This is a genomic window from Neobacillus terrae (assembly GCF_011393025.1).
GTDB lineage: Bacteria > Bacillota > Bacilli > Bacillales > Cytobacillaceae > Neobacillus_A > Neobacillus_A terrae.
In genome coordinates this window covers 193,970-216,192 of record NZ_JAAOEO010000002.1, presented here as the reverse complement: position 1 = coordinate 216,192, position 22,223 = coordinate 193,970, and the positions used below count along the sequence as shown (strand labels likewise).

Annotated in this window: 20 protein-coding genes and 1 pseudogene; 4 read left to right on the top strand and 17 right to left on the bottom strand. The window is 39.9% G+C overall.

Annotated features, from left to right (window positions below):
* Positions 1-307 precede the first annotated feature (307 nt).
* From G8761_RS03575 to mraZ, 5 genes are all read right to left on the bottom strand, one after another.
* On the bottom strand, positions 308-2,227 hold the full coding sequence (locus G8761_RS03575; RefSeq protein WP_166023739.1) for a stage V sporulation protein D: 1,920 nt from the start codon (positions 2,225-2,227) through the stop codon (positions 308-310).
* 88 nt (positions 2,228-2,315) lie between these two features.
* A complete protein-coding gene (locus tag G8761_RS03570; RefSeq protein WP_166023737.1) occupies positions 2,316-4,532 on the bottom strand; it encodes a penicillin-binding protein in 2,217 nt (738 codons plus the stop codon).
* Positions 4,529-4,891, bottom strand: a complete 363-nt coding sequence (gene ftsL / locus G8761_RS03565; protein WP_166023735.1) for a cell division protein FtsL — start codon at positions 4,889-4,891, stop codon at positions 4,529-4,531. Before ftsL ends, G8761_RS03570 begins: the two co-directional genes overlap by 4 nt.
* Before the next feature lie 82 nt (positions 4,892-4,973).
* Positions 4,974-5,906, bottom strand: a complete 933-nt coding sequence (gene rsmH / locus G8761_RS03560; protein ID WP_166023732.1) for a 16S rRNA (cytosine(1402)-N(4))-methyltransferase RsmH — start codon at positions 5,904-5,906, stop codon at positions 4,974-4,976.
* Between the two features lie 65 nt (positions 5,907-5,971).
* The gene (gene mraZ, locus G8761_RS03555) at positions 5,972-6,403 is read right to left on the bottom strand and encodes a division/cell wall cluster transcriptional repressor MraZ (RefSeq protein WP_166023731.1); all 432 of its coding nucleotides are present in this window, start codon (positions 6,401-6,403) and stop codon (positions 5,972-5,974) included.
* A gap of 517 nt (positions 6,404-6,920) precedes the next feature.
* Here mraZ and G8761_RS26975 point away from each other — a divergent pair.
* Positions 6,921-7,289: pseudogene (locus G8761_RS26975) on the top strand (transposase); the annotation flags it as partial.
* Positions 7,290-7,403: 114 nt separating this feature from the next.
* Here G8761_RS26975 and bshC read toward each other — a convergent pair.
* The 6 genes from bshC to G8761_RS03520 form a co-directional block, all read right to left on the bottom strand.
* The gene (gene bshC / locus G8761_RS03545) at positions 7,404-9,038 is read right to left on the bottom strand and encodes a bacillithiol biosynthesis cysteine-adding enzyme BshC (protein WP_166023729.1); all 1,635 of its coding nucleotides are present in this window, start codon (positions 9,036-9,038) and stop codon (positions 7,404-7,406) included.
* Between the two features lie 119 nt (positions 9,039-9,157).
* A complete protein-coding gene (locus G8761_RS03540) occupies positions 9,158-9,547 on the bottom strand; it encodes a DUF3397 domain-containing protein (protein WP_243449881.1) in 390 nt (129 codons plus the stop codon).
* Positions 9,544-10,431 (bottom strand): 2-dehydropantoate 2-reductase, encoded by an 888-nt coding sequence (locus G8761_RS03535; RefSeq protein WP_166023727.1) that lies wholly within the window; start codon positions 10,429-10,431, stop codon positions 9,544-9,546. Before G8761_RS03535 ends, G8761_RS03540 begins: the two co-directional genes overlap by 4 nt.
* 128 nt (positions 10,432-10,559) lie before the next feature.
* Positions 10,560-12,101: an acyl-CoA carboxylase subunit beta gene (locus G8761_RS03530; protein ID WP_166023725.1), complete on the bottom strand. Its 1,542-nt coding sequence runs from the start codon at positions 12,099-12,101 to the stop codon at positions 10,560-10,562.
* 39 nt (positions 12,102-12,140) lie between these two features.
* Positions 12,141-12,353, bottom strand: coding sequence for a biotin/lipoyl-containing protein (locus G8761_RS03525; RefSeq protein ID WP_166023723.1), 213 nt, complete (start codon positions 12,351-12,353; stop codon positions 12,141-12,143).
* Positions 12,354-12,367: 14 nt separating this feature from the next.
* Positions 12,368-13,708 carry an acetyl-CoA carboxylase biotin carboxylase subunit gene (locus tag G8761_RS03520; RefSeq protein ID WP_166023721.1) on the bottom strand — a complete coding sequence of 447 codons (1,341 nt, stop codon included), beginning with the start codon at positions 13,706-13,708 and terminating at the stop codon, positions 12,368-12,370.
* A 303-nt stretch (positions 13,709-14,011) separates the two neighbouring features.
* Here G8761_RS03520 and G8761_RS03515 point away from each other — a divergent pair, with 303 nt between their 5' ends.
* A complete protein-coding gene (locus tag G8761_RS03515; protein WP_166023719.1) occupies positions 14,012-14,479 on the top strand; it encodes an N-acetyltransferase in 468 nt (155 codons plus the stop codon).
* A gap of 310 nt (positions 14,480-14,789) precedes the next feature.
* Here the strand turns inward: G8761_RS03515 and G8761_RS03510 are convergent, their stop codons facing one another.
* The 4 genes from G8761_RS03510 to G8761_RS03495 all read right to left on the bottom strand — a co-directional run bounded on the left by G8761_RS03510 (position 14,790) and on the right by G8761_RS03495 (position 17,114).
* A complete protein-coding gene (locus tag G8761_RS03510) occupies positions 14,790-15,404 on the bottom strand; it encodes an RsfA family transcriptional regulator (protein ID WP_166023717.1) in 615 nt (204 codons plus the stop codon).
* Between the two features lie 70 nt (positions 15,405-15,474).
* On the bottom strand, positions 15,475-16,242 hold the full coding sequence (locus tag G8761_RS03505; RefSeq protein WP_166023715.1) for an enoyl-CoA hydratase/isomerase family protein: 768 nt from the start codon (positions 16,240-16,242) through the stop codon (positions 15,475-15,477).
* A gap of 83 nt (positions 16,243-16,325) precedes the next feature.
* Entirely contained in the window at positions 16,326-16,499 is a 174-nt protein-coding gene (gene rpmF / locus G8761_RS03500) for a 50S ribosomal protein L32 (protein WP_027323277.1), read from the bottom strand.
* Between the two features lie 84 nt (positions 16,500-16,583).
* Positions 16,584-17,114 (bottom strand): YceD family protein, encoded by a 531-nt coding sequence (locus G8761_RS03495; protein ID WP_166023713.1) that lies wholly within the window; start codon positions 17,112-17,114, stop codon positions 16,584-16,586.
* Positions 17,115-17,377: 263 nt separating this feature from the next.
* Here G8761_RS03495 and G8761_RS03490 point away from each other — a divergent pair, with 263 nt between their 5' ends.
* Positions 17,378-18,592, top strand: coding sequence for a nucleotidyltransferase (locus tag G8761_RS03490; RefSeq protein WP_166023711.1), 1,215 nt, complete (start codon positions 17,378-17,380; stop codon positions 18,590-18,592).
* Between the two features lie 136 nt (positions 18,593-18,728).
* Here the strand turns inward: G8761_RS03490 and G8761_RS03485 are convergent, their stop codons facing one another.
* Together G8761_RS03485 and G8761_RS03480 are read right to left on the bottom strand one after the other, a co-directional pair.
* Positions 18,729-19,751 carry a SepM family pheromone-processing serine protease gene (locus G8761_RS03485; RefSeq protein ID WP_166023709.1) on the bottom strand — a complete coding sequence of 341 codons (1,023 nt, stop codon included), beginning with the start codon at positions 19,749-19,751 and terminating at the stop codon, positions 18,729-18,731.
* Between the two features lie 2 nt (positions 19,752-19,753).
* The gene (locus G8761_RS03480; RefSeq protein ID WP_166023707.1) at positions 19,754-20,539 is read right to left on the bottom strand and encodes a patatin-like phospholipase family protein; all 786 of its coding nucleotides are present in this window, start codon (positions 20,537-20,539) and stop codon (positions 19,754-19,756) included.
* A gap of 457 nt (positions 20,540-20,996) precedes the next feature.
* On the opposite strand from G8761_RS03480, the gene ylbJ reads away from it, so the two are divergent.
* Entirely contained in the window at positions 20,997-22,211 is a 1,215-nt protein-coding gene (ylbJ, locus tag G8761_RS03475; protein ID WP_166023705.1) for a sporulation integral membrane protein YlbJ, read from the top strand.
* Positions 22,212-22,223 lie beyond the last annotated feature (12 nt).

The window sequence follows — 22,223 nt, the reverse complement described above, 5'->3', positions numbered from 1 at the left end:
TAAAGAAAAGTGTAAGTGACCTTTAGCGAAGCAGCTGCCGGAAGGATCAAGCGGATGTTTCAGACAGCTTTTCGACGTGGTGAAAGAACTTCACTGAATAAGATGTTGCGGAGTGGGATGGACATTAGCTGTACCAAACATTTACCGAACGTTCATGGCTGATGCAAGATAATCTAAGAATCCTACCTCCCGCTGGGCGCTAAAACCAGATAGATTAAAAAGTTTAAATAATAATTATTATTACCGTTTTTGGAAAAAGAAAGCAAAAAATGGGACGGTAAGGGAAATTTACCGCCCATTTTTATACCTATTCCTTCTTTCCGAAGAACAGCCTGATGGTTGATCCTTCCTTTAGTTTAATGCCTGGCTCAGGAGATTGCCTTACTACAATATCCCCCTCACCGCTTGCATCAATTCTAAGATTGACCATTTGTTCTTGGAGTTCCGATTTTGTCATACCTACAAGATTAGGAACCTTAATCATTGGTGTATCTGTCCATTTCAGTTTTTTCTCAATTTGGTCTTTTCTAGGCTGTACTCCCATGGCCCTTAAGCTATCCTTCATGATATTCCCTACAATCGGCGCGGATACAACGCCTCCAAACTGCACAGTTCCTTTTGGATTATCTACAGCTACATAAACTACCAGTTCAGGATTATCTGCCGGAGCAAATCCAATAAACGACACGATATGATTATTTTCAAGATATCTTCCGTTTTGTGCTTTTTGCGCTGTACCTGTTTTTCCCCCAATCCGGTAGGAATCTACAAAAGCATTGCCGCCTGAACCCTTTGCTACGACGTTTTCCAATGCGTAGCGGATTTTTTTTGAGGTTTCTTCTGAAATAACCCTTCTCTTTGCAACAGGAGTTTTCCTCATGACGACTTCCTTTGTAAGAGGGTCAATTAGTTCCTTTGCTACATAAGGAGTATAGAGGATTCCGCCATTAACAGCGGCGGAAACAGCTGCAACCTGCTGAATGGGGGTCACTGATACGCCCTGTCCAAAAGCAGTGGTTGCCAGCTCTACAGGACCTACTTTATCGAGATTAAATAAGATTCCTGATCCTTCCCCTTGCAAATCTATGCCTGTTTTAGTACCAAACCCAAAATTCTTAACATAACTGAATAATTTTTCCTTACCAAGTCTTTCACCAAGAGCAACAAATCCCGGGTTGCAGGAATTTTGGACAACCTCTAAGAAGGTTTGGCTTCCATGCCCTCCTGCTTTCCAGCATCTTAGCCTTGCTCCGGCAACCTTCGCAAACCCCGGGTCGTGGAAATGTTCCTTGTCAAGATCTACCTTTCCCTCTTCCAAGGCGGCTGCAAGGGTAATAATTTTAAAGGTTGAACCCGGCTCATAGGTACTCCAAACAGGAAGATTTCGATTGTAAACTTCCTGCGGTACATTACGGAAGTTAGCAGGATCAAAATTAGGTCTGCTTGACATCCCTAATATTTCCCCATTATTTGGATTCATGGCAATTGCAATCAACCCATCCGGATTATATGCCGCCTGCGCATTATCAAGTTCTCTTTCCATGATAGTCTGTATCTTTGCATCAATTGTCAGTTTAAGATCAAGACCATTTTTCGGAGGCTCAAAATCGTCAGCCATATCATTCATCCGCTCGCCTTTGGCATTTGCATAAAATTTAACTGAGCCTTCATCGCCTCGGAGCTCTTTATCATAATATAATTCAAGGCCCATTAATCCCTGGTTATCAATTCCTGTAAAGCCCAAAACATGTGAAAGATATTTACCATATGGATAGTATCGCTTTGAATCCTCACCTATATAAACACCCTTAAGGCCCAATGCCCTAATCTCTTTTGCCTTGGCATGAGAAATTTTCCGTCCACCTTTTAATCGGACCATTGACTCTCCTGCGGTAATTTCCTTATAAGTTTTTTCTTTATCGAGTCCCAGCACTTTGGAAAGTTTGGTCGCCGTATCGGCAGGGTTTTTAAGCTGTCTTGGCACTACGTAAACAGTAGGTGTGCTTATATTTGTTGCAAGAGCAACGCCATTTCTGTCCGTTATCTCCCCTCTCTTAGGCTGAAAAGGAATATTTCGGCTCCATGAGCCCTTGGCAAGATCCGTTAGTTTATCTCCCAGAAAAAATTGAACATAACCAAGACGGACATCAATAATTAAGAAAGTCAGAATGCCGACAAATAAAGCAACCGTCAGCCGTTTTCTAACAGTAACATTAGAAACACGCATAAATGAACGATCCTCCTTTTCATGAGTCCGTTCATTTATATGCTTGTACGAATTTAATTAGAACGCGTCACGGCTCTTCGGTTATTGTTTAGTCCTTTGCTTCTTTCTGGCTTTTTTCATCCTTTTTCTTATCACTCTTTTGAGATTCCGCCTCAAACAGCTGCTCAGGTGAACGGAGTTTCACTATTAATGATTCTCCGTTTTTCGCCTCTGTACCAGCTGGGATACTTTGTTTTTCAACATATCCGCTGCCGGCAGAACTCAGCTTTATTTCCAGGAGCTTTGCCACTTTCATTACATCTCTTAATGACCATCCTGTCATATCCGGAATCTTGGCATTGCCGCCCGTGTAAATAATAACTTTCTCTCCCTCGAGGATCGATTCTCCTCCTTTAGGAAGCTGCCCCTCAATATTATTTCCATTTCCGATTACTACCGTTTCAAAGCCTTTATCCTTTAGAGTATTAACAGCTGTATCAGCCTGTTCACCGGTTAAATCCGTTAATTCAAGCGTCGATGGTTTATCCTGTTTTATTGGCTGTATATTTAAATATTGAAGGCTGCTCTTCATAACTGGAACAAAAATCTCCGACACAGGCTTTGAACCATCAAAATAAGTTTCAATATCAGGCTGTTGCACAGCAACATAAACAATTAATTTCGGGTCATCTTTTGGCGCCATACCAAGGAAAGAGAAAACATAGTTTTGTGCCCCTGTAAGGTATTTTCCATCTGGTCCTGGCATTTGTGCAGTTCCTGTTTTACCTGCTACATCATAGCCATCAATCTTATATCTGCTTCCTGTTCCTTTTGGTGAGGTAACGACTGTTCCGAGAATATCTCTTACCTTTTTTGCCGTTTCCGCAGATATCGGATTTCCCACGATTTCCGGGGCTGAATCTTGGACTACTTTACCTGTATCGTGTTCCACAATTTTTTCAACCACATGCGGCTTCATCATTTTTCCGTCATTGGCAACTGCTGTGGCAGCCTGAATTTGCTGGATAGGGGTAATAGCTGTACCCTGTCCAAAAGCTGTTGTCGCTTTTTCAATTGGCCAATGAAACAAAATCTTTCCGCTTGCTTCATCAGGAAGGTCAATACCTGTCGGTTTATCAAAACCAAATTTTGTTAGGTAAGTTCTTAATTTGTCGAATCCTAATTGCTCATTCGCAATTTTTGCGAATGCGACGTTTGAAGAACGCTGGACTCCCTCTAAATAGGTTATAGGCCCCCATCCAACATAGTTATGGTCATGAATAGTACTTTTTGCAATTTTATAGGTTCCAGACTGATAAATAGCATTCGGATTGAACGAATTTTCCTGAATAGCTGCAGATAAAGTAAAAATCTTCATCGTTGACCCTGGTTCAAAGGATGTTTCAATCGCTTCATTGTGCCAGCTCTTATCGATTCCTTCTCTTGTTGATGGACGGAAGGTTGGCCTCTGGCCCATAGCTAATATTTCACCTGTTTTAGGATTAGCCACAATTGCAATCATCTTTTTAGGCTTATATTCCTTATCCACCTTATTAAGAGCATCCTCCAAAAAGGTTTGGATTTTCTTATCGAGCGTCAAATATACATCATTACCGTTTTTGGCAGGAGTAATTTTTTTCTTGCTATCGGGTAACAGATACCCCCATAAGTCACTTTCATAATCGATTGTTCCATTTTTACCTTCCAACTTGGAATCTTCGGTTTTCTCTACTCCCATTTTCGCCTCGGTTTTATATGTTTGGTCCTTTTGTTCTTTTCTTTCCACAAATCCGACAACATGGGATGCAAAAATTCCATTCGGATAAAATCGTTTTGAGTCACGCATAAATATAATCCCAGGAAGATGCAAAGCCTCAATTTTTGTCTTCGTCTGGTGTGAAATATCCCGTCCTGCTTTCCCAAACTCCACCTGAAAAGCACTCTTATTCGTTAAACGATGATAAATTTCTGATTCGTCCATTTTAATGTAGTTGGAAAGTTCTCTGGCCGTTTTCTCTGGATCTTTAACATGCATTGGCTTTTTAGGATCGGTTGTCATTTTTTTATCAAGAATGGCAACAAGAGTGTATGCAGTAGTATCTTCTGCAACTACTTCGCCGGTTCGATCAAAAATGGTTCCCCGGGTTGCTTCTAACACTCCATGTTTCATATATTTCTGTTTAGCCTTTGCGGCAAGCGGCTGGCCAGCCGCTTCCCCAGTTATCTGAATGGAAAAGTAACGGAAAATCAATACAAAAAAGAGCAGGCTGAATATTACAAATAATATCGCTGCTCCAAAATTCATATTAGGCTGTTTTCGGCTCATTTTTGCTGCACTACCTTAACATTTTTATCATTGAATTGAAGACCAAGCTTATCCGTTATTGACTTGATACGTTCATATGTACTAAGTTCACTAACCTGAACCTTTAAATCATCATTTACCTTGCCCTGCTCCTTAATCGAGCTCTGAATTTCCTGGATGTCCTTGTTAACGCTGTAAATTTGAGACTGATTGGAAATCATATGGACCGCTCCAAAGCCAACCATTGTGGTAAATGTCAATCCCAGCACCATTTCTCCGGGTGTAAGCCAAAACTTTCTTGCCTTGGCCCTTTTAGGTTCGGTCAATGGCATTTGTTGCTGCTGCTGCTGATCCTGCAATTGTCTGGCAAGATTACTCATTTTTTCCCCTCCTGGTTTAATTATCTTTTTATCATTTTTCTTTCGAATATCTAGCTGTATTAACCTAGCTCCCGTATCCGCTTTATAATTTTTCTGCTATTCTCAGCTTTGCAGATCTTGCTCGATTATTTTCCTCTAATTCTTCTTCACTTGGCAAAATCGGTTTTCTCGTAATGAGTTTAAGGATAGGCTTATACTCATCTGGAATTATCGGAAGGCCTGGCGGCAGATTTGGAATTTCACTAGCCTTTTTAAAAGCTGATTTACAAATCCTGTCTTCAAGAGAATGGAATGTAATAACGCTGATTCTTCCGCCGGGGCTTAACAAGTCAATGGCCTGTTCAAGTGATTTCTCAAATACACCCAGCTCATCATTTACAGCAATCCTTACGGCCTGAAACACTCTTTTCGCCGGATGTCCGCCTTTTCTTCTTGCCGGGGCCGGAATGGCATCCTTAATCAGTTCAACTAATTCAGCAGTGGTTTCTACCGGCTTTTTTTCCCGCGCCGCCTCGATCTTACGTGCGATTTGCTTGGAAAATTTCTCTTCTCCATATCGGAAAAAGATCCGTACCAAATCTTCATACTTCCAATCGTTAATTACATCATAAGCAGATAGCCGGGCGTCACTGTCCATCCTCATATCCAGGGGAGCATCATGATGATAGCTAAAACCCCTTTCAGGTGTATCCAATTGCGGAGATGACACACCAAGATCATAAAGGATGCCGTCAACCTCTGTAACACCAAGGTCTTCAAGTTCTTCTTGCAGATTTACAAAATTGCTTTTAATAACGGTTAATTGCCCGCTGTATTCAGAAAGCTTCTCTTTAGCATTAGCAATTGCAGTCTCATCCTGATCAAAAGCATATAGTTTTCCATGTTCATTTAGCTTTGATAGCAAATAGGCGCTATGGCCTGCTCCACCCATGGTGCAGTCAACATAAATACCATCCGGTTTTATGTTTAGGCCGTCCACCGTTTCTTTCAATAACACCGTTGTATGTTCAAACATTAAGCATATAGCCCCTTTCCAATCGAACGGCTGATATATAAAACTATATCAGTATAGTATTCCCATTATATATCAAAGCCAATCATATTTTCCGCAATTTCTGCAAAAGATTGTTCAGACTCTGTAAAATAGTCTTCCCAAATTTGCTTGCTCCATATTTCAATTCGATTGGAAACTCCCAAAATCACACATTCTTTTTCCAACTTTGCATATTGGAGCAGTGGCGCAGGTATATTTACTCTTCCCTGCTTATCGATTTCACTTTCGGTAGCACCTGAAAAGAAAAAACGTGTAAAGGCGCGGGCATCTTTCTTAGTTAGAGGCAGCGCTTTTAGCTTTTCTTCTATAAGGCTCCATTCAGACAGTGGATAACCAAACAAACATTGATCCAAACCACGGGTTATAATAAACAAATCACCCAGGTCTTCTCTTAGTTTAGAGGGCACAATTAAACGGCCTTTATTATCAATGTTATGATGGTATTCACCCATGAACATACCACTAGCCCCACTTTCTATTTAAAATGTACCACAATCCCCCACTTTCCTCCACACCTTTTTTAAAAATTAATACAATCGTAAAACTTATCCACATGTGGATAAGTTTTTTCCTCAAACACAAAAAAAACTCACCAGTGATGAGGGTCCAGACTGTAGAGGGGGGCCTGTTGATTTCCGTTCCCAGACACTCGCTTTGCGAGGGGCGGGCGGTGAGCCTGTCAAACTTCAACGCCTAGCCCCTCGAGGTCGCTTCAATCCTGATTTTGAAGGAAAGAATGACTTCATCGTCAGGCCCTCCAGCGCTTGTCGGGGCAGAACAAGGCGCTTCCGTTCTTCTTTCTCCTCGGCGCACACGCCTGTGGGGTCTCACCTGTCCCGCTAATCCCGCAGGACATTGAATAAGCCTCTTTGAATCAACACCGCACGAAGGAAATGCCGTTGCATTTTCGAGGAGTCTTCGTGCCCTCCACTCCAATCAACTGGGTTTAGAAAGTTAGTGTGGCAATAGAATCAAGCGGCAGACGCTGCTTATAAGACACCAGCTATTGTTAACTTCCTGATCGAAGATGAAATCACCCCGGCCTTACCATATAATCGACCGCGTAGGAAGGATGGATTCTTCAGAAAACAAGATTTGTCTATGATGAATATTATGACTGTTGCCTCTATCCTGCTGGTGAAGTATTGAGTATTCGAACACGAATAAGAAAGGTACAGTCGAGCGTGTATTCGCCGATGCAATAGAGAAGCAAGCATGCGTTGGACAACCTTTAGTGGACTTGAAAAATGGTCGATGCTGGCGACGCTTACTTTCGCTGCCCTGAATTTAAAAAAGATGGCCAACTGGACATGGTGGGGTCCAGTAATCGCCTTGAATCAGTGAATAAGAATAGTATAATCCGATAAGAAATCTTAATAAACCAAAAAGGGGGTTCGGAATATAGCATTCCGAACCCCCTTTTGTCGACAAACTGAAACCTCACCTGTGGTGAGGTTGTTATAGCTTTATGACCTTATGGTTTCCATCAAATTCGTAGGAAAGTTCCATAAGTGAATGTACAAAATCAAGTCCATATTTGTTGATAAACCAGAAGATATTCCATATCCGTTCCTGAGGAGAACCTTCAGGTCTTAAAGCAAGATCAATTCGTGAAAACTTTTCCAGAACTGTCTCATGCTGCATCTTGACAGATCTCTCAAGTCTGCCTTCCATAAAACTGATTTGTTTAATTAATAAATCTTTATTTTTCTTTAATAAAGGAAGCAACCCTTTGTCCAGCTGCCCTGTTTTTTCTTCGATACGAAGGTACTGTCGAGTAAGCTGATCTCTCGCGGATGTAAAAAGTTCTTCCACTTCCTTATCTTTAATGGATTCAAGAAATGCATCCTTTTTACTCGAAGTACCAAACTGAAGAACTTCCGCAAGCTCCAATTCCAGCTCTTCAATATCTGTTTCAACAGATCTGTCCAGCAAAGTAATATTAAGCCTTGGAATAATGGGCGGCATTTTTATCTCAAAATGTTCAAAAACCTTCTTTAATTCTGCCCAATAAGCAATTTCGCCTGGACCCGCAATAAAACCGAGAGTTGGAAACAAAAAATCCTGCATTAATGGACGAGTTACCACATTATTGCTCAGTCTCTCTGGTGAATCAGCTAATACCCGGATTAACTCTTTCTTTGAAAAGGAAAGAACCCCATTCTTCCCGATGAACCTATCCTGAGTCCGATCGTATTCCAATAAAATACGTTCTTGCAGCATGGGCTCATAATAGAAAATGTTTGCCGCATTCTCAGTTGCTTCTAAAGTTAGCGAAAAACCTTTTTTGCTGATTTCCCGCTGCTGTTCAAGAAGAGAAACTGTGATTGAATCATGGTGATTGATTTGTTTTTCAAAAAATTCCTTTTCAATTTCCCTTAAGTTCGGATTTGCAGAATCAATTATTAACAACCCATAATCCTTATAAAATTCCATGATCACCGTTGCAAAAAAGTCTGTAAAACTCTCCGATTGTTTTAGAGAATCCTCCAGCATTTCCAAAATAGAGTTTGTATGATCTGTCTCTCCAAAATTCTTAATCAGGTTTTGTGCCCATGATAGACAAATCTCTTCGTCAATTGTTATATCTGACACCATTTTTTTCTGAAGAACCCTCTCCGGATATATCCATTTATCCGCTTTTTGCCCCACCGGAACAAATACATGATTAACCTCTTGGAAATCATGGTCTTCTCCGGCAATCCAAAAAACAGGGACTACAGGTATTCCCAGCTCGGTTTCCTTTTGTTCAGCCATCTTTATAATCGATATTACTTTATGTATGGTATAAAGCGGACCTGTTAAAATCCCTGCCTGCTGTCCGCCTATAATTACTGCGGAATTTTCCTGTTTTAGCTTCTCTATAGAGCTTTTTACAGCAGGGGAAGATGGAAAGCGGCTCATATAAGCCTCTATATGTTCGCCTAGCACTTTTCGGGGAAACGTCCTATTTTCCAGTTCCTTTAATCTATTTTTATAATCAGATAATTGATTGTATCGGTAATGAAAAAAGGGCAGAATTTCAGCCGATTGTTCCAAATAGCTTGATGCAAATTTATTCGTAGCAGGCAAAGAGAGATTCATCATCTCCATTTATTGTACTTCCTTTCTGTTCAACCAATATTCATTCCTATCGAGTATAGCATTTACTGCCATGATTGAAAAAAAACTTTGCCTGAAAATAAGATTTAAATTTTAACAGCCTTTTAAAATCAACAGGTGTATTCAATAACCCTGTAAATCATGCCTAAAACAATCAAAACAAAGTAAGCAAGAGCAAAGATTAAAAAAATAAATCGCCATGCTCCTTTAAAAACCTTTGCAAAGTGAATTTCTCCTTTAACTTTCCAATGGGTAATGACAAAAAAAGCTCCAATTATCAGAATTACCAGCAGAATCATCAAAAAAAGAGATTTTCCCCAAATAGTGTAAATAATAAAATAGACGGAAGTAACAAAAAAAATAGTGCTGCCGTCAGCGGCCATTTGAACTGATTTTCGATGGCTGCCCGTAAGCCATTTATAACCTATAAATATTAGCAGATAAGCTGCCAGTGGCAGCATAACCATCCCAGCAATAAGGAAAGAAATAAGATTTATCAAAATTTACCCTCCCTGTTTTTCTCCTTTCCTTTTAGCATGTGGTAAAAGTTCTCTGTGAGAGGTGCTTTAATATTCTGCTTTTCTGCTTCCATCACAACATACCCAAGGATGGCATCAATTTCTGTTTTTCGATGAGCTTCCACATCTTTTAGCATTGAAGATCTGTTCTTGGCTGTCTTCTGGCAAATTTCCATTACTGACTTCAACATCTCTTCTTTATTTTTTAATTTTAAAATATAAGCAATTTCCTCAAATATTTGATTAAATACCATAAGATAATAGGGATTGTCCAATAATCTTCCATTTGGGACACCAAGAACGGCCGTTAAGGGATTAATTACTGCATTTGCCACAAGCTTTTTCAAGAGCATTTCATAGTAGTCTTTTTCAAGGGAAATTGGAAAAAGACCAGAGAGCGTATTTGATAAAGATATTAAAGGCTCACTGCTTCCTCTGAATACTGCCGATTTTGTTATCCCTTCTCCATTATGCCTGACGGTCCATTGGTTTTCCTTTGAGGCCCCATGCTCTACGGACCCTACATAAATATTTTCCGAGCGGAGTTTTTGCAGTGTTTCCAAGTGGCCCATGCCATTTTGTAAAAAGAAAAGGTTTCCGCCATTTAATGCAGGAAGCACCTCATTTAACTGATATTGCTTAACTGCAAGAATTGTTAAATCTTCATTTCTAATATACTTTTCAAAGGGAAGGGCTTTTACTTGTACCCTTTTTTTGCTGCTACCCTTTAACAGAACGATGCCATGCTCCTCAATTAACTTTGCCTGTTCTATTGTCTTGGAATAAACAGCAACTTCATAGAAATCTGCTAAGTAGGAGGCAAATAATAAACCAATAGATCCTGCACCAATTATGGAAATTTCCATTAAAATCCCTCATTTGTTTTCTATAGAAATATTTTAACAGAACATGGCCCGGCGCGGTTAGTCATTTCTAAAAGGCTTGAATACAAAATAAAACCCTTTCCGATTCTAGATTGGAAAGGGTTTTATTTTCACACCGGGTATACAGGGTGTTTACGGACACTAAATGAAAGTTCCTTTGTTTCATAATATGCGAATCTTTGTATCAGGGTATCCCTTAACTCTGATCCTGCAACGATTTCATCAACAATTAATTCAGAAGCAAGCTTATATATATCAATATGTTCTTTATAATCCTGGTGCTTAGCCTGAACAAAAGCAATTCGCTCTTTTGGATCTTCAATTTCATTAATCTTATTGGAATAGACTGCATTTACTGCTGCCTCAGGTCCCATTACAGCAATCTGTGCAGTTGGAAGTGCGATGCAGCAATCCGGTTCAAAAGCTGGACCCGCCATGGCATATAAACCTGCACCATATGCCTTTCTAACAATAACAGAAATTTTGGGAACTGTAGCTGAGCTCATAGCAGCAATTAATTTGGCACCGTGCCTGATAATACCAGCTCTTTCAACCTTAGTGCCAATCATAAATCCAGGTACATCTGCCAGGAATAGTAAAGGTATATGGAAGGCGTCACAAAGCTGAATGAATTTTGCAGCTTTATCAGCTGAGTCCACAAACAAAACTCCGCCTTTTACTTTTGGCTGATTAGCGATGATTCCCACTGCCTTGCCATCTATTCTGGCAATACCAGTAATAATTTCCGGGGCAAAAAGCTTTTTAACTTCAAAAAAGCTGTCCTCGTCAATTAGTTGATCAATGGCTTCGTACATATCAAACGGGGCATTTTGATTTTCAGGAATGATACTTTCTAAAGAACGGCCCTTTTTTGGACTTCCTGCTTCGACAGCATCAGGTTTTTCTTTAAAATTAGCCGGGAAGTAGCCAATATATTTCTTTGCCTGCTCGATGGCTTCCTGTTCACTTGACGCCAGCACATCACCACAGCCGCTTACAGTGCAGTGCATTCGTGCTCCGCCCATCTCTTCGAGCGTGACCTTTTCACCGATTACTTTTTCAGCCATACGTGGTGAACCAAGGTACATGGATGCATTCTTATCAACCATGATAACTATGTCACAGAAGGCCGGAATATAGGCACCACCTGCAGCTGATGGGCCGAAAAGGATACAAACCTGCGGAATCATTCCAGAAAGCTTGACCTGATTATAAAAAATCCGTCCTGCGCCCCTTCTGTTCGGGAACATTTCAAGCTGATCTGTAATCCTGGCACCTGCAGAATCTACCAAATAAAAAATAGGCACCTTTAATTTTTCGGCCGTTTCCTGGATCCTGATAATCTTTTCTACTGTCCTAGCCCCCCAGGACCCCGCTTTAATAGTTGAATCATTGGCCATTACACAAACAGCTTGGCCATTGATTTTTCCCATAGCTGTAACGACACCGTCTGCAGGAAGATCACCAGCCTGGAAGTTTGCAAACTTCCCATCCTCTTCATACTTTCCATCATCAAACAATAAAGAAAGTCTTTCACGAACAAATAGCTTGTTTTGCTCAGCCAGCTTTTCATGATATTTCGGATGGCCGCCGGCTTCCACTTTTTTGTGATTCTCAAGCAGCTTATCCTGAATACTTTTATTCACAGTCATTTTTTCCTCCCCTTTTGGCAGTATCATATAGACGCCCTTCTATTCGAGGACCATTAAAACATCGCCTTCATTTACAAAATCACCGATTGCTGCCTTCATTTCCTTTACAGTTCCTGCATATGGGCTTTCAACTGGAATTTCCATTTTCATAGATTCCAGCATTAATACCTCCTGGCCCTCGGTTACTTCCTCGCCTTCACTTTTTAAAATATTTAGTACAGTACCTGCCATAGATGCAGTAATCTCTTTCATGTTTTTTCCTCCTTTTATTTCAGTACATTTGTATTTGTTAAAAATCCAGTTGTATAACTTCCATCCTGAAAATCTTTATCTTCTAAAATATTAAGGAACAGAGGGACGTTGGTTTTAATCCCCTCAATCTTCATTTCTTCAAAAAATGCTTTTGCCTTTTGGATAGCTTCCGCCCTTGAATCACCATGAAAAATACATTTGGCAATCATAGGGTCATAAAAAGGTGTAACCGTATCTCCTTCGCAATAACCTGTGTCTACCCTAATATTTTCTTCAAGACGCCAATCAAGTTTGGTTATTTTACCTGGAGAAGGAAGAAAGCGGACTGGGTCCTCCGCATATAAGCGAAATTCTATAGAATGCCCTTTGGAAACGATTTTATTTTGTGATTGGGGCAGTCTTTCTCCCCTTGCCACAAGAATTTGCCATTTAACCAGGTCAATTCCTGTATTTAATTCGGTAACAGGATGTTCGACCTGCAGTCTCGTATTCATCTCAAGAAAGTAAAAGTTCTCATTTTGGTCCACAATAAATTCAATTGTTCCGGCATTTTCATAGTCTACCGCCCTCGCTGCCCTCAAAGCAGTTTCAAACATTTTTTGCTTAGCTGTTTGCGATAGGAAAGGAGATGGGGATTCTTCGACCACTTTTTGATGCCTTCTTTGTATGGAACAGTCCCTTTCAAAGAGATGAACTAAATTCCCATGCTTGTCTCCAAAAATTTGAACCTCAATATGCCGGCCATTGGCAATATATTTTTCAATAAATACCTCATCAGAACCAAAATAGGCCTTTGCCCTGGCCTTCGTTGAATCGAAGGATTTAACGAGCGCTTGCTCATCATCACAGCGGATCATTCCGATTCCGCCTCCTCCGCTGCTCGCCTTTAACATTACAGGGTAACCTATACTTTGGGCTAGCTCTTTTGCTTCTTCAGTACTTTGAATTCCAGTGCCGCTTCCAGGCACAACTGGAACCCCTGCCCGCTCCATAGTTTGTCTTGAAACAATTTTATCTCCCATTAACTCAATAGTTTTGGATTTAGGACCAATAAAAGAAATACCTTCCTTTTCAGCCATTTCAGCAAAAGCAGCATTCTCCGAGAGAAAACCATAACCAGGATGAATGCCATCTACCTTTTCCTGCTTTGCCACTTCAAGGATTGCTTCTCCCAGGAGATATGATTTATTTACAGGAGCCTCCCCAATTCTGACCGCCTTAGTAGCTGCTTTTACAAAAGGCAATTCCTTGTCAGCATCGGAATAAACTGCAATGGTTTCGATTCCCAATTCGTGGCAAGTTTTGATAATTCTTAATGCAATTTCTCCCCTATTGGCAATTAAAATTTTTTGCACAGTATTTCTCCTTTCTCTATGCTTTTTTACCAACAATGTTATATCTTTCTACATGGTTTCCTGAATTTCCTGCAAATTATGAAAACGGTTTCTGTTGTTTTTTGGAGTTTTTTCTTCCATCTTGATGCTTCTGTGAAAATGAGGTTTAAAAGCAGCACACGTTGGAAGATTCAATCTATTTGTTATATAATTAAAATAATATATTATGAAAATACTACGGAAGGATTTTCATTTTTATGTTATTCCTTTAATTTTCACTATATACATTATAAAGATAAGAATTTAATTTAGGGGGTATCTTTAATGGCCGTCACAAAATTGCATATTAATTTTAAGACTCTTGAAGAATTTAAAAAGTTTAAAGAATATGGTCTTCAGGAACTTTCAATGCTGGAAGATCTTGAAGGAAATATTATTGAAGAAAACAGCGAGTCTCCATTCTATGGTATTTATTTCGGAGATAAGCTAGTTGCAAGGATGAGCCTTTACCAGGTTGACTCCAGGTTTGACCGTTACTTCTCCCCTCCTCAAAATTATTTGGAACTTTGGAAGCTTGAAGTTATCCAGGATTACCAGGGAAGAGGGTTTGGAAAGGCTCTGGTTGAATATGCTAAGAGCTTTGGCCTGCCAATCAAAACCAACCCTCGTGTCAATTCTAAAGATTTCTGGGAGAAGATGGGCTTTAAAAATGTAAATTATGAAATGGAACGGGACCGCGGTGAGAACCCGCTCGTATGGTACCCAGAAGGCGTTGACCCGCAGGTACATTAGAAAAAACGAATGTGCCCTAATAGCAACATATGGTAGTTTAAGAAGAGCTCAAATTGCCCTCGCCTCGAAAAAGCTACAGCTTTCCTTGTCGTGAGGGCCTACGCTTTGATTACTTTCGCAGGGAGGAATAGGACGGACACTAGCTTCCTTTCTATCACCCAGCGGTCATACTAGATGCAAGAAACTCAATGGTGCTTTTCAAAGGTGAAAACTCGGTGCGCCAAACTGGTTATTGAAAAAGATTATCGGATATTTTTCCAAATTAAAAAGCGGACAGTGCGTCCGCTTTTTTATATTTAAATATGAAAACTTACCCTTCTACTCTTTCAAGATTACCGTTTTTGTCCATTTGGAATCTCACCTTTTTTTGGCGATCCTCCTCCTGCAGAACCACCATTTTCCGGGCGCGCTCCATTATCTCAATCAAAGAACGGTAATCTTCCTCTATTGCTTTTAAGTTTTTAGAAAGCTTTTCATTTTCTGCAGCAAGATAGAATGCCTTTTTCTCTAAGTCTCTTATTTTTGCTTTATCTTCATCAGCTTTAGCGGATTTTTCAGCCTTAACATATAAGTTTTGAATATAAGTTACCACTTCCTGAAGGTTCAGCACACCAGTCCCCACTGCCTCTTCAGTATCTATTTCCTGTAAATTCCCCTGGACATTTTCAACTGTCTCTTCTTCTAATGCTGGAGTCTTCTTGGCTTCTTTTCGCTGTTTCTTTGCAAGCTCAATACCGGATTTATATTGCTTACGGACGTAGGAATTCCAGCGAAAACCACACGCCGCAGCAGTTCTCGAAAGCCTTGCCCCTGTTTCTTCAAAAGCCTGAAGCTGAGTTCCTCCCTCACGAATATGGCGAAGCACTATTTCAGCTAGCAGCAAATCTTCATCCTGCGTCCATGCATCCTGTCTGGTTGGTGACATCAGTATCCCTCCTAGTGTTTTTATTCATAATATGCATCTGCTAGAAAAGATAGACTGATATCAACCTGTATTATTGTTTATTCAATTTTTTATTAAAGAAATTGCTTATATACTCATGATGGGCGTCACTCTCCCATAAAATTGCGCACGCCTTAACTTCTTCCTGCATTCTTTCCTTTAGCTGTACAGCTTGCCATTTACGGATCCACATTTCTTTATAGGCCTGAATAACGTCTGTATTTAAGCTGAGTGTTTTTTTAATAAACAACTTCGCTGCTTCAAGTGGTTCCCCTTCATAAAACTCATCGATAAAACCCATTTTTTGTAACTCTTCCGCCCGCTTTATATTTGCCTCAAGCAGCGGTCTCATTCCGTTCGTCCCCGTTAGTTTTTCTGATGCAATCGATCCTCCGCCCCAACCGGTTGTAATCGCTTGCTTTCCCTGTACAAAACCTGCTTTAATAGTTCTTTTTGCCAGACGGAAATCGCAGGCCATTGCCACTTCACAGCCTCCTCCCACAGCAGCCCCGTTCATAAGAGCAATAACCGGCTTTGGAAGAATAAGCAAACCATAGAGAATAGCAGACATTCTTGAAAGCATTGAATAGGCTTCGTCCCTGGTCTTTAGTGAGTGGAATACAGATAAATCGCCGCCTGAACAAAAAGCCTGATCACCGCTTCCAGTAATCACCAGGGCTTTTATATCCTTATCCATCGCTATGGCCATAGCTTCTTTTAGGCCCTCCATAACTCCATAATTAATGGCATTCCTTTTTTCATTTCTTTCAATTGTAAAAACCAAAAATCCATCCGCATACTTTTTTAAAGTGTAATCCATTCCTTAACCTTCCTTTATATATAGTTCCTTAAAACGACAAAAGCACAAGGGCATAATAGTCCTTGTGCTTTTTATCATAATGATTATTTGTTTACAACGTCTTTTCCTTTGTAGGTTCCGCAAGCCTTACATATGCGGTGAGCAAGTTTCATTTCACCACAGTTTGGGCATTCTACCATACCAGGAACATTTAATTTAAAATGTGTACGACGCTTTCTTTTCGCAGTTTTAGAAGTTCTTCTAAAAGGTACAGCCATTCTTCCCACCTCCTTAAAGAGTTATAAGAAAGTAATGAAGGCCGAAATCACGGTCTTCACTTTGCTTCTTTTTTTTGCCGATTGTTAATCGGAGGAATTGTTGTCGTCAAAAAACTTAGCCAATTCTGCAAGTCTTGGATCAATCTTCTTTGTCTGATCTTCTTCAGTGACTACTTCCCAATCTTTTCCCGATTGAGGAGCCGCGCCTTCCTGATTATAATCATCACAAAATACTTGAATTGGCACTTCAAGAAGGAGTATTTCTCTAATGGCTGGCATTAGATCAATAACATCACCTTTAACTTGATGAGCTTCCTCCTCTTCTGTTACAGCTTCATATGCTGGAACATTAAAGAGGAATGTTTCAGTTGTTTCGACAGAAATTGGATAATTGACATCAACTAATGTTCGAGAACAAGGAAGAATAAGATATCCATCAATTTTCAAGTGAAATGTCACTCTAGTAGAGCCGATATCAGCCCGTCCAGTTACATGGATTGGCGAAACCTCTCTTATTGTTGAATCATCTTTTTTAATCTCATCCACTCTAATGGTTTCATCAATTAAAAATTCCTTATTTCGACTCTTTTGCAATTGGCTTAATGTCCATTTCATATGAATCACCTCAAGGCAACAAAGGTAATTATAGCCTCCCTATAATTTTTTGTCAATGTTTTTTCTTTACACCTGGAAGGCATTAAAACAATCAACCTTTGTCATTTTACTATAGAACATATTATTAGTTTATCCTTTATATATTTTTGCAAACCCCACCCTAAGGTAATCATCGTGAATACCCGTGACAGCAGGAATTGCTGAAAAAAATTTGATATAATAAAATTTACCAGAAAATCGTTAAAAATTAAAGGAGAAATTAAATGAAAGCTGTTGGCCTTATTGTCGAATACAACCCTTTTCATAATGGACATGCCTTTCATCTTCATGCATCTAAAGAAGCTGCAGATGCAGATATTGTTATTGCGGTTATAAGCGGAAATTTCCTTCAGCGAGGAGAACCGGCGCTTGTATCTAAGTGGGCAAGAACAAAAATGGCTTTGGCAGGCGGTGCAGATCTTGTATTAGAACTTCCATATATTTTCGCAGCACAGAAAGCGGAAACCTTCGCAAATGGCGCTGTATCTATTTTGGCTGCAGCGGGTTGTGATGCTCTATGCTTCGGCAGTGAAGACGGGGATATTAATGCTTTTCTTAATACGCTGGATTTCCTGAATGAGAACCAGGCCCAATATAATCATAAAGTAAAAGACTATATGAAATCCGGTGTAAGCTATCCCAAAGCTCTTTCACTTTCTTTTGAGGAATTTGAAGGAACTGATAGTCTCATCAGCCTGGCAAAGCCAAATAACATTCTTGGCTATCAATACATAAAAGCTATTCAAGATCAAAAAAGCTCCATTAAGCCTCTCACTGTAAGAAGAAAGAATGCTGATTACCATGATGAACACTTTGCTTCTGAAACAATAGCAAGTGCAACCAGTATCAGAAAAGCCATTTTTGGAGAAGACGAAAACGCGGACAAGATTAGCCAGTATGTTCCGCAAGCAACATTTGATCAATTAAAACTCTACTTTTCAGAATATGGTCTCTTTCATCAATGGGAAAACTACTGGCCTTTCCTTAAATATAGACTCTTGAATATGGAGGCTAATGAGTTGCAGAAAATCTACGAAGTGGAAGAAGGAATTGAAAACCGTATGCTAAAAGCGGCAGTATCCTCTTCTTCTTTTGGTGACTTCATGGAGAAAATTAAAACAAAAAGGTATACCTGGACAAGACTCCAAAGAGCCTGTGTACATATATTAACGAATACACATAAAGAAGAAATGTATCTTCCCCAGGAAAAAGCATCCTATATGAGACTGCTCGGGATGTCTTTGGCAGGACGGGAGTACTTAAACAAAATGAAAAGCCACTTTTCCTTACCGCTTGTATCAAAACTATCTTCTTTTAAAGAGAAGCCTATTCATCTGGATATAAAAGCAGCAAAAGTTTATTCATGTGCACTAAGTGGTGAAAAACAAGAGAAGCTTTTAAAAATGGAATTTAATCAGCCGCCAATTTATATGAAATAAAGGACTGCCCGCCGGTGGGGAGTCCTTTATTTAGCTAATCAGAATTTATATCCATAAATTCTGAACGCATAAGAAAAACTAGGGCATCCGCTTAAAAGGACTTGGCGAATGCCGAGTTTTTCTAATTGTTATCTAATTAAGATTTCATTTTAAGATTTTCCAAATAATGGACAGCATCGTTAAAGGTATCCACAGGAATGATCTTCATATCTGTATCTATATCTTTTGCGGTTTTAACAGCTGCTCGATAATTTGAGTCTTTCGCTCCCTTTTCATTCGGGGCAAAAAAGATTTCAGCACCTGCTTTGTCAGCTGCAATGATTTTTTGCTCAATTCCCCCGATAGGTCCAACCATTCCATTTGGAGTAATCGTACCCGTTCCCGCAATTTCATAGTTCCTTGTTAAGTCTTCCTTTGTCAGCTGGTTATAAATTTCAAGCGAGAACATCAATCCTGCTGAAGGGCCACCGATTTCATCTGTTTTGATTTTAACCTTTGGCAGAGTAATAAGATCCTTATCATCAACAAGTCCTATCCCTACCCCAACATGCTTCGGATCATTTTTAAACTTCTTGACAGACATATTCGCTGTATCTGTCTTTCCTTTTCTTGTGAAGGTAATCTTAATAGGATCTCCTTCATGCTTTTTGCTAACAGATTCAATAAATTGTCCTGAAGAAATAAACGGATGACCATCAACTTTTAGAAGCCTGTCTCCAGATTTTAATTTCCCTGCAGCCGGCATCCCGGGTACGATATCAAGTACATACACACTCTTGTAGCGGTACTGAACAGGGATTCCTGCCTTTTTAAAAGCAGTTTCTATTGCACTCTCTTTTGAGCCCTCCATCATTTGAAGCTGCCGGGTATTAAATTCTTCTTCCGTTTCTTTTTTTCCCATAATCATGTCTAAAGGGTAGATTTCATCATATTTGCTTACTTTAGCAGTGAGATACGAATAGAAATTGGCTCTGCCCATTCTTACAGTTGTCAGCATAAAGCTCCCTTTTTCGTGGTACCCGTTCTCTATTTTGATGATGGGCTCCAGTTCCTTTGCCATTCCCGGTTTGGAAACAAAATATGGCAAGGGATAATATATAGCTCCTATTAAAACTGCTGTTATTAGAATATAAGGCAGAAAGGATATTTTTTTTCGCATCTTTATTCTGTCTCCCTCCACTGATCAATCACATTCTGAATTTGAGAAAGATGCTTTCTCGCTTCATCTTCCCCGATTTTTATAATTTCTTCTATATTAGTAAAAGCTCTTGAACTGTACATTTCTACATGAGGGCGAATCATTATGTCGGAAGCCGCCTCCCTGCTAATAACCAGTTCCTTCTGCATAATATCTATGCTTTGCATAATTACATCAAAAATGGAAGTAATTTCAGCATTTTTCTTTACCTTTGCGACATCCACCGCAATAACTATATCAGCACCCATCTCCTTTACAACAGAAACAGGGACCCTGTCTGCCACACCACCGTCCACTAATATCCGGCCATTCAATTTTTCAGGAACCAATATTCCTGGAATGGATATACTTGCACGAACCGCCTCAGATATCGGGCCATCTCTAAAAATGACCTTTTCTCCTGCAATCAGGTCAGTAGCGACTACTGCAACAGGAATATCCAACTCTTCAAGATTCTTTCCATGTGTAAAGAGCCTTATAAATTCCTTTATTCGGTTCCCCGCTATAAATCCCATTTTTGGAACAGTAAAGTCAAGGTAATATTTTCTCTTAAAGGCTCCTGAAAGTTTATATAAGCGGTCCATATCAATACCAGCCCCGTAAAAGCAGGCAACTAATGCTCCCATGCTGCTTCCGGCAATTAAATCAACAGGAATCCCAGCCTCTCTTAACACTTTAATAACACCCAGATGTGCAAAACCTCTTGCTCCCCCTGAACCGAGCGCCAATCCAATCTTCGGACGCACCAAATTGAACTCCTCCTATACCTAGTAAAAACCGGTTTTCGGCATGCCTTTCCTATGAGACAAAATAAAAATATATTTTTAATTTTGGTTCTACCCTGAAATAACTGTGGATAGCTGTTCTTTCATTCTTTTGCCAATTTTTTTCACGGGTGTCTCTTAAATTTTTGCCTGTTTATTTCTGCTTAAGGAACTCGCTTTCCGCGTCCGGTTTTGGAGCCTGTCAAACTTCAGCGCCTAGCCCCTCGAGGTCGCTTCTGTTCTTCTTTCTCCTCATCCCTATGGGCCTGTGGAGTTTCCTTTGCCCGTTTTTCTGATAAGAGAATAGTCTTTCAATCTTATGGTCTAAAATTTCTTTATATGAGTATATTGTGGTATATGAGGACAAGGCAATATTCCTTATTCTAGCACTGATTTGGTACCTTGCACAGTAAGGAATTCCAGAGGAAGGAGGCTGTCCCATTTGTTTCGTTCAAAGCTAAAAACCCTCTTTTTATCTGTTTCAGTTACCATATTGGCAGGTTCCCTTATTTCCTTTCCACAGGAATCATTTCAGGCATCAATCAGGGGATTAAATATGTGGTGGGAAATTGTTTTTCCTTCGTTACTGCCCTTTTTTATTGTCTCGGAAATGCTTATCGGTTTTGGAGTCGTTAAATTTATAGGGGTCCTGCTCGAACCGCTAATGCGGCCACTTTTTAAAGTGCCTGGGGTTGGCGGTTTTGTATGGGCCATGGGTATGGCGTCCGGTTTTCCTGCAGGCGCAAAACTAACAGCAAGGCTTCGCCAGGAAGGACAATTAACTAGAACTGAAGCTGAGAGGCTTGTGTCTTTTACTAATTCCTCAAACCCGCTATTTATTTTCGGAGCTGTTTCCGTTGGATTTTTCAATAATGCTCAGCTGGGTGTCATTTTTGCCTTTGCTCATTATCTTGGAAACATCGGTGTTGGTATCCTCATGAGGTTTTATGGAAAGGAAGATTCACTGAAAAGGAGTGAAAGAAAAAAAAGGTTTGCATTTAGAAGTGCCTTATCCGCTCTTCATCAAACGAGATTAAAAGATAATCGTCCCATCGGGAAATTATTGGGCGATGCAGTGACTTCCTCCATTCAAACCCTTCTAATGGTCGGTGGGTTTATTATAATTTTTTCAGTGATAAATAAACTCCTATATCTTTTACATATCACTGCTTTCCTTGCACAAGTTGTTGATTTCGCCCTGCAGGCAATATCCTTTCCTGATATGCTGAGTATTCCCTTTATTTCTGGTCTTTTTGAGATTACCCTTGGCAGCCAGCTGACAAGCCAGGTTCAGGATGCCACTATGCTGCAGCAGGCAATGATAACAAGCTTTATCCTTGCTTTTAGTGGTTTTAGTGTTCAGGCGCAGGTTGCAAGCATCTTGGCTCAAACCGATATACGGTTCCAGCCGTTTTTTTTCGCAAGGATTATTCAAGGTGTTTTTGCCAGCTTATTTACACTTATTTTATGGAAACCACTTTATCTTCATTTTCAGGAACCAGAAAAGCCTTCAAATGCCATACCCGTCAGTCTTCTTAAAACGGCCATAGAGTCAGATCACTTATTTCAAAAAATGGTCCTTGCCGGTCCATTGATTACTCTTTTTGCACTTGGAGTTTATGTATTAATCCTTGTAAAAAGGAATGTAAAAGCGTAAAGAAAACTTGGC

Excerpts from the sequence above, each read along its gene's own strand:
- G8761_RS03575 (WP_166023739.1), bottom strand. The coding sequence starts at position 2,227 with ATGCGTGTTTCTAATGTTACTGTTAGAAAACGGCTGACGGTTGCTTTA.
- G8761_RS03570 (WP_166023737.1), bottom strand. The coding sequence starts at position 4,532 with ATGAGCCGAAAACAGCCTAATATGAATTTTGGAGCAGCGATATTATTT.
- ftsL (WP_166023735.1), bottom strand. The coding sequence starts at position 4,891 with ATGAGTAATCTTGCCAGACAATTGCAGGATCAGCAGCAGCAGCAACAA.
- rsmH (WP_166023732.1), bottom strand. The coding sequence starts at position 5,906 with ATGTTTGAACATACAACGGTGTTATTGAAAGAAACGGTGGACGGCCTA.
- mraZ (WP_166023731.1), bottom strand. The coding sequence starts at position 6,403 with ATGTTCATGGGTGAATACCATCATAACATTGATAATAAAGGCCGTTTA.
- bshC (WP_166023729.1), bottom strand. The coding sequence starts at position 9,038 with ATGGAGATGATGAATCTCTCTTTGCCTGCTACGAATAAATTTGCATCA.
- G8761_RS03535 (WP_166023727.1), bottom strand. The coding sequence starts at position 10,431 with ATGGAAATTTCCATAATTGGTGCAGGATCTATTGGTTTATTATTTGCC.
- G8761_RS03530 (WP_166023725.1), bottom strand. The coding sequence starts at position 12,101 with ATGACTGTGAATAAAAGTATTCAGGATAAGCTGCTTGAGAATCACAAA.
- G8761_RS03525 (WP_166023723.1), bottom strand. The coding sequence starts at position 12,353 with ATGAAAGAGATTACTGCATCTATGGCAGGTACTGTACTAAATATTTTA.
- G8761_RS03515 (WP_166023719.1), top strand. The coding sequence starts at position 14,012 with ATGGCCGTCACAAAATTGCATATTAATTTTAAGACTCTTGAAGAATTT.
- G8761_RS03510 (WP_166023717.1), bottom strand. The coding sequence starts at position 15,404 with ATGTCACCAACCAGACAGGATGCATGGACGCAGGATGAAGATTTGCTG.
- G8761_RS03505 (WP_166023715.1), bottom strand. The coding sequence starts at position 16,242 with ATGGATTACACTTTAAAAAAGTATGCGGATGGATTTTTGGTTTTTACA.
- rpmF (WP_027323277.1), bottom strand. The coding sequence starts at position 16,499 with ATGGCTGTACCTTTTAGAAGAACTTCTAAAACTGCGAAAAGAAAGCGT.
- G8761_RS03495 (WP_166023713.1), bottom strand. The coding sequence starts at position 17,114 with ATGAAATGGACATTAAGCCAATTGCAAAAGAGTCGAAATAAGGAATTT.
- G8761_RS03490 (WP_166023711.1), top strand. The coding sequence starts at position 17,378 with ATGAAAGCTGTTGGCCTTATTGTCGAATACAACCCTTTTCATAATGGA.
- G8761_RS03485 (WP_166023709.1), bottom strand. The coding sequence starts at position 19,751 with ATGCGAAAAAAAATATCCTTTCTGCCTTATATTCTAATAACAGCAGTT.